This window comes from Vibrio sp. 10N.261.45.E2, from assembly GCF_002875705.1.
In the GTDB taxonomy this organism is placed as follows: domain Bacteria; phylum Pseudomonadota; class Gammaproteobacteria; order Enterobacterales; family Vibrionaceae; genus Vibrio.
On record NZ_MCZZ01000009.1, the window covers coordinates 1 to 6739 of the forward strand.

Genomic DNA, 6739 nt, shown 5'->3' on the forward strand with positions numbered 1-6739 from the left:
TATTGTTCCAAAACACTAAACAACACTAGAAAGAGTAGCCATTAAGCTTACCAACCCTTCCGACCACCCCCATTGCTTTGGCAATAAAACAACCTTAACACATTGATATATAGTGAGTTAATTCATTTCCGACAAGAACTGGTTAACTCGTCAATATCTGATTCATGAAGTCATCAATTTGTTTTTGCTTGTCTGCAGGTAATCGCGTCAGCTCATAGATAGTTTTTCTTCCATCTTTGCTGATCTTGCGTTTTGCAGAAATATCTTTCTGGTCAAAATTGCCCAGTTGTTCTTCTTTCCATTTTGGAGTTTTCTCTACATCTATGTGCTCATTCACTAACTCTTCCATGATTTTGAGCGTAATAAGTTGTTGGTCTTTTATAGAGTTAGACTTATCTAATACACCTAACCTACCCAATAAATCACGAGCAAATGATTCTACATCAAAGTTACCCTTTATTAACTTTCTCTGACATCCGGCAATCTTTCCATAAAAAGAATTAGGGATACCTTCGTAATCCACGAAAACCTCTCTCAGAGCCTTGACTATATTTAAAGACTCTAACCTCTTTCGAAGTGACTCTTTCCCCATCCCCAAATTTTCAGCTAATTCAGCTACGCTTAATTTTTCTACAGATAATCCCTTTAACTTGGCAATCTTCAGTAAATATTCTCCATGCTCTGGATAAGACCACCTCTTAACTTCTTGAGAATCATTGATTAACCTTAAAAGCTCTTGCTCACTTGGCTCACCATCGATAACCCAAAGAGGAAAGTCAACCTTACCGTTTATGCAACAGAAACGACGTCGACTAGAATCGAGTACAAGGTACTGGCCATCCTTCCTAACTGCGATACCTTCTTGACTTACTCCATTAACAACGATCGACTCATAGATATCAGCTACTGCATCAATTGTTAATGCATCTTGGTTGCGAGGGTTAAGGTAATGAATGGCCGTTTTCGATTCAACATCTGATCCTTTAATGGTGATCCGCTTAGCATCATATTTACCACCTAAAAACTTCTTAGTCGCAGATAACGCGAATAGATCGCCAACACCAGAAGAAGATGATGATTGACCAGTTAGTTGAGCTTTGTTTTTCGTTCTCTTCACAATGACTACCCTTTAGTTGCCTTAATCTTAATTTCGTCGATAAATGCCTTGTATGCCTTATTAGACGAGCTAATGGCCTCATCGTATTGCATTGCAGTACAGTTACTTTCTGATTTTTTAATGTCATATATCGTTCGATTAAGGCTCGCAGCTTCTAAAAATAATGGAGAGTGGTAGATAGGAGATACGACCAAGTCATCACGTACTGAGCGAAGCAATCTGTTAAACGTTTTACGCTCATGCTTTTCACGCTCATTATAATTAACAGGCAACACTCTGAAGTAACTGATGTTACCGCCGCCCGATGGTAGGTTTCGTGCAATGTCACCAATAGTTAATAAGTATGACTCAGTAGATGCATAATCATAAGCTTTGGGAGAAATAGGGGTAAGGACACCATTGGCGGCTTCCAGAGCGGACCAAACAATAGGGCTGTTTTGAGGGGGTAAATCTAAAATAATAATGTCATATTTTGATTTTAGGATCGGAATAATTTCTTTTTTCAACCGAGAAAGCAGTTGTACTTGCTTTTCTTCATCTGAAGCCATGTAGTAGTCAGAAAATTTCTCATCGGTAGGGAAAGCCGTCATGACATCCAGATTTGGTAGATGAGTATTAAACACCGATGCCAATACAATTTGCTCAAAAGGGACACCATGTTCAAGCAAGGCTTTAACTTGATTTTCGTCACCTTGCTCTTCCGTAAGATCATAACATTGAAGATCAGCAATAGTAATGTAGTGCTGCTCTCTAGACTCATCGATTTGAATGATCCCGCGAGCTGCTGAGCCTTGCGGATCTAAGTCTAGAAGGCAAACTTTAGCATTCAGATCTAAATCAAGTGCCGCTTTTGTCGCAAGAGTAACAGCTGTTGTGCTTTTACCAGTTCCGCCTTTGTAGTTACTAACGATGACAACAAATGACTCGTAAAAATCAGAATGCTTCTCAAATTCAAAGTATTGCATGATTTGTTGTAGGTGCGCTCTGGTAAATAAGTGCTTGCGATGATGATAAATAGGCTCATCTACATGGCCATCTGCAATCGCTTGATCAAGCTTCTTTTGATAAGTTTTCTTTACGCACTTCATCTCAAAAAGTGAATCGTATACTTCGGTCTTATTTAAGCAGTGATTATAAATAAGACGGCTAACCCCTTTGGGTAACTCTTCATCCGTAACTTCTACCGTCATAATATCCCGAAGCGAATCCTTTAAAGACACACTCTCTTCTTTCATTCGGCGACCAATAGCATCTACTTTATCAGCAAAATTCATCGTAATTTACCCTATCAAAAACATAACCTCATAATACACAAATATTACACACCAACAATGGGTAAATTCAGCTTTTGTGTGTAAAATTCATTTTTTAGGTTATTTATTAAAACTTAACCAAAATGCAGTTTACGCTACACCATTACCAATACACCTAATAGGATCGAGTAAAGCGACTAAGCAAAACCAACTATTGAGCGACAATTACCCTGACCAACAGTAAAGGCTACACCAAAGATAAATTAGCACTCAGTTCTCATATAAAAAGATTACAAATTTCAATACTTCTCAATTACTTAAAAATACACAACGGTTTACGCTACACCTGAAGTAACATATAAGGGACTATCAAGGAGCTATTAGAACAACAAGAAAAGCAGTATGGGTTACACCTTACGTGTCCATATTCGTTGATAAATATAAATACAAGGGAGGATTTTAAAATACTTTCAATAACTTGGAATTAACAAAAGAGTCAATTGGTGCAGTTTACACTACACCAATTAATAAAAGTGACTAAATTTAGAACTGAAGAGGCAGCTTAGGCTACACCTTTTATGGAGACATAAACGAGTAACGCAAAATTAAATACAGTTTGGGCTACACCGTATTTACCAATACAGTAGCAGTAATAGGTACACCCAAAATAAAATGCAGTCAGTATCTAATTGATCTCAGGGAGAGCTTTATTTCTTTTGGTGATCTTGTAGGCCCATTCACCATGCCATGTCGTCTCCTGACCATGTAAGTAACCAATTGATTCTAATCTCTTAATTGCAGATTTAATAGAACGGTTCGCTTCCTTATTACTCATACTTAAAGCAAGACGATCTCTCATACGACTTAAAGATACTGGGAAGGGGTCTTCAGGTAGGCACGCAAAAAATAAATACAAACATTGGGCAGTTTCGGCTCTTGGAATGGACGAAAGAGTGCGCATACTAATTAGGATTTGACGATCAATACGATACAACTCCCATAAGTCAGGATCACCTTCCAAAATGATCGTATCACTATCCATATCGTACACAAACTTTTTAAGCAAAGATGTTGAGGTTGCTTTAGAACCATCTTTTGTGGCCATACTTATCTTTTGGCTCTGGATGCGCTCAAGGGACTCCTTTATACGTTTACGAAACTTAGAGTTCAACATCTGTGTACTAAATCCACAAAACTTTGTAAATTCAGAGAGTTTCATTGTTATCTTATCGGAGTCGTAACCATATTTAGAAAAAGCGAAAACAACCCCACACCACACTTTAAAGTCGGTCCGAACATTGAGCCTCTCCCCCTTTAGTGATGCGTACTCGTAGCCTTCACGCTTGTACAAAGATATATCTCTGAACTCATCGCTTACATTGTGCTTAACAACGGTAAGATCATCACTTTTATTGCTGTTTTTAGCAATCGGCGTAAATAAAGCCGTACGAATTAATATATTAGGTTGGATAGTATGTGTATCAGATATAACCAGACCATCACTAATTACAGATAAGAGCTTGTTTTCCATAGTTAATATCCAAAATGAGTTACTAACATACTTTACAGTGCATGCTACACCATACACAGCCTATGCTACACCGTCTACAGTAAAGGATACACCATATACAGTTTATAATACACCTATCACAGTTTATGCTACACCTAGATCAACGATAAAGCCATTACTGACAAGGCTTCAGAGCGAACAAGGATCAGTTTGGATCAATTTGGTTCATATTAGGTTTAGTTTAGGATAATTAGTCCTGTGGATAAGTGGGTAACTATTGTTTTTATAATGTTAAGAGCTCTCTGACGGGCAACGCTTTGGCGTTCCTGTGTCGGATTTATGCGATGGACAACTATTCGTTCGTTTCTCACGAAAGTTGACCACACACAAATCAAAATTGTTACACTCAAAAAACACTAACATTTTTCTTCGCTATATAATGATTAAACTTTTAGTCGTTCTAATAATTTATTTAATAGATTAAGGAAATCATCGTTAGACTCTTTTTCAGACAAAATCTTATCTATAAGCTCTTGTTGAATAAGCCTTATTCCTTTAGAACTTTTAAATTGTTTATAAGATTCGTATTGCTCACCAAAAAGAACTTCATTTGCATCTAGATTTAAGATGATACAAAGCTTGGCGAAATTTTCAGTAGTCATCTTTCCTGTTTTTACCCATCTACTAACAGCTGCTCTATCAACACTACATTGCCTCGCAATTTCACCATAACTAAGGTCTGAATTTTTTATTAATTCTGAAATACGAAGATCTAATGGTTCCATTGTTTAGTTACCCAAGTTTAATTAAAGATAAACGCAATAGCTTATATCGGGTTGACATTTCCTCTTAGGTGAATAAAATCACCATTAACTAAAGTCGCTCTTTAAAAACCCATTCATGCACTACACCCCGACACCAAATTTAGTGCGCGCATCCCACTGCGCACTATTGCGAGCCCCTAATGCTCTGGGGCTCGCACCTTATTCTTGTGCTCTTATGTGACAATAGTTCCAATTCAAACATTTACCTAATATCAATGAAGAGGGACGTCTTTCCCCTCTATGATGCTTAGTCAATCGCCTATTGGTCCAGATGAACATGACTCATAACCACATCAATACTGAATCAACAAGCGGTGTCCTGCCTTCTCAGCTTTCCTTCAAGGACTTGATCTCTCTATTCAATTTTTATAGAGTTGCTCCGTCTGCCATTGCGCAGTCAAGCACACGGGGTTAACCCCCCTTAAATGGCTCTCTGAAACGTGTCGCGGCTTTTTCCAAGTTCAAACGGAAAAAGTGAAAGCATACTTAACTGCCCTTAGCCTACATCGCTTCGGTGCTATCAAACCTGACGAGCCCCGCGCTCGACTTAGCGTCATGCACTCACTGTGCTGTGTCGCCTACCAATATTCAGAGTACAGGGCTATCACGCCTTGATTTTTTCGTCTCTGTTACTTTTATTTCGTGCATGAAATGGGTTCAAACCTAGGGGTCAGTGTTTTTGCCTCAAACGGTTTTTGATCGGTATTGTATGCAACGAAATGTTTGTGGTACTGTTTTTATATACAGTATTTTTTGGTTTTGATAGGTCAGAAGGTAGGTTAAGGATGTTTCAATCCATTAAACGGTTCATTGATTGGCTTTACGCAGATGAACAACATCATCAATCCGATGTATCTCCCTCTGGTGCGCTGAGCGCTCCGGAGGGCTTTGTGCTGCCTGCTACTCGGGCTGAGCTTGAACACGACGAGATTATCCAGGACAAACTCCGCGTCTTAAAACGCAGCGGCCTTGCGCTGCCGTTTGAGGTGTGGCCTGAGTTTGTCGTCGATACGGTCGTGAACTACGCCATGTGGTGTCAAGATATCCCTGCATCAGAAAATTATCACCACACCGGTAAACGCGGTTTACTGCTTCACAGCCTCGATGTGGCCATTTACGCCATGCGCCTGCGCCGTAATGCGATATTACCGCCCAATACCCCACCCGAAGAGGTTATCCACCGAGAGATTGTTTGGGTCTATGGCGTGTTTTTATGCGCGCTGCTGCACGACTCAGGCAAGATCAATGATGTGGACATCGAGCTGTATCAAGAAGGCGGGGAAGGGGAGCGTTGGAGTCCTGTCATGGGCGCCATCGATAGACCGTACCGTTGTCGTTACAACAAAGCACGCCAGTACTCGACGCACCAATATATGGGCCATACCCTACTGACTCAATTGCTCAGTTCTGACGCCATGCTGGCTATCTCCAGCGACAAAGCCCTGTTTCACACCATGGTTGAGTACCTATCGGGTCATAAAAACCCGGATAATGTCATTGAGCAAATCGTGACGCAAGCGGACGCGGCCAGCGTCGCGCAAGCCTTGGGCGCCGACAAAGAGGGGATCAATCTCGCCGCTGAGCAAGCGCGCGGGGCGACGGTGTCCCTAGCGGGACAACTCAAGCTGACTTTATCGCACCTTCTGCAAAGCGCGACCCTCCCACTGAACAAAAAAGGCGCCGAAGGTTTTGTGGAGGGGGAGCTCCTTTATTTGATGAGTAAGCCCATCGCTGACCGTCTACGCAGTACGCTGCTTGAGCGTGGCATCACCTCTGTCCCTTCGGACAATTCCCGTTTGTTTAACGAGCTGCAGCAACACCAACTCATTCGTCCGAACGCCGACGACCTGGCGATTTGGAAGTGTGAGGTGCTGCTCTCTGAGTTTGACTGGCGCCAAACTGTAGTGGCATAGTGAATTTGGCCACCTGATTAAGAGGTGATGTATGATCATCTCAAGACTAAAACAGGTGACATTATGACTAAGCGTGATAGACGCACTTTTAACCCAGAATTTAAACTTGATGTTTAGCGATT

5 protein-coding genes are annotated in these 6739 nt (G+C 40.8%); 1 reads left to right on the forward strand and 4 read right to left on the reverse strand.

Annotated features, from left to right (window positions below):
* Positions 1–142: 142 nt before the first annotated feature.
* From BCT34_RS00455 to BCT34_RS00470, 4 genes are all read right to left on the reverse strand, one after another.
* The gene (locus BCT34_RS00455; protein ID WP_076656855.1) at positions 143–1117 is read right to left on the reverse strand and encodes a ParB family protein; all 975 of its coding nucleotides are present in this window, start codon (positions 1115–1117) and stop codon (positions 143–145) included.
* Between the two features lie 5 nt (positions 1118–1122).
* Positions 1123–2391: a ParA family protein gene (locus tag BCT34_RS00460; RefSeq protein ID WP_076656854.1), complete on the reverse strand. Its 1269-nt coding sequence runs from the start codon at positions 2389–2391 to the stop codon at positions 1123–1125.
* Positions 2392–3055: 664 nt separating this feature from the next.
* Positions 3056–3901 carry a RepB family plasmid replication initiator protein gene (locus tag BCT34_RS00465; RefSeq protein ID WP_076656853.1) on the reverse strand — a complete coding sequence of 282 codons (846 nt, stop codon included), beginning with the start codon at positions 3899–3901 and terminating at the stop codon, positions 3056–3058.
* 422 nt (positions 3902–4323) lie between these two features.
* A complete protein-coding gene (locus BCT34_RS00470) occupies positions 4324–4665 on the reverse strand; it encodes a helix-turn-helix transcriptional regulator (RefSeq protein ID WP_076656852.1) in 342 nt (113 codons plus the stop codon).
* Positions 4666–5489: 824 nt separating this feature from the next.
* On the opposite strand from BCT34_RS00470, the gene mobH reads away from it, so the two are divergent.
* The gene (gene mobH / locus BCT34_RS00475) at positions 5490–6617 is read left to right on the forward strand and encodes a MobH family relaxase (protein WP_076656851.1); all 1128 of its coding nucleotides are present in this window, start codon (positions 5490–5492) and stop codon (positions 6615–6617) included.
* The last annotated feature ends 122 nt before the right edge of the window (positions 6618–6739 follow it).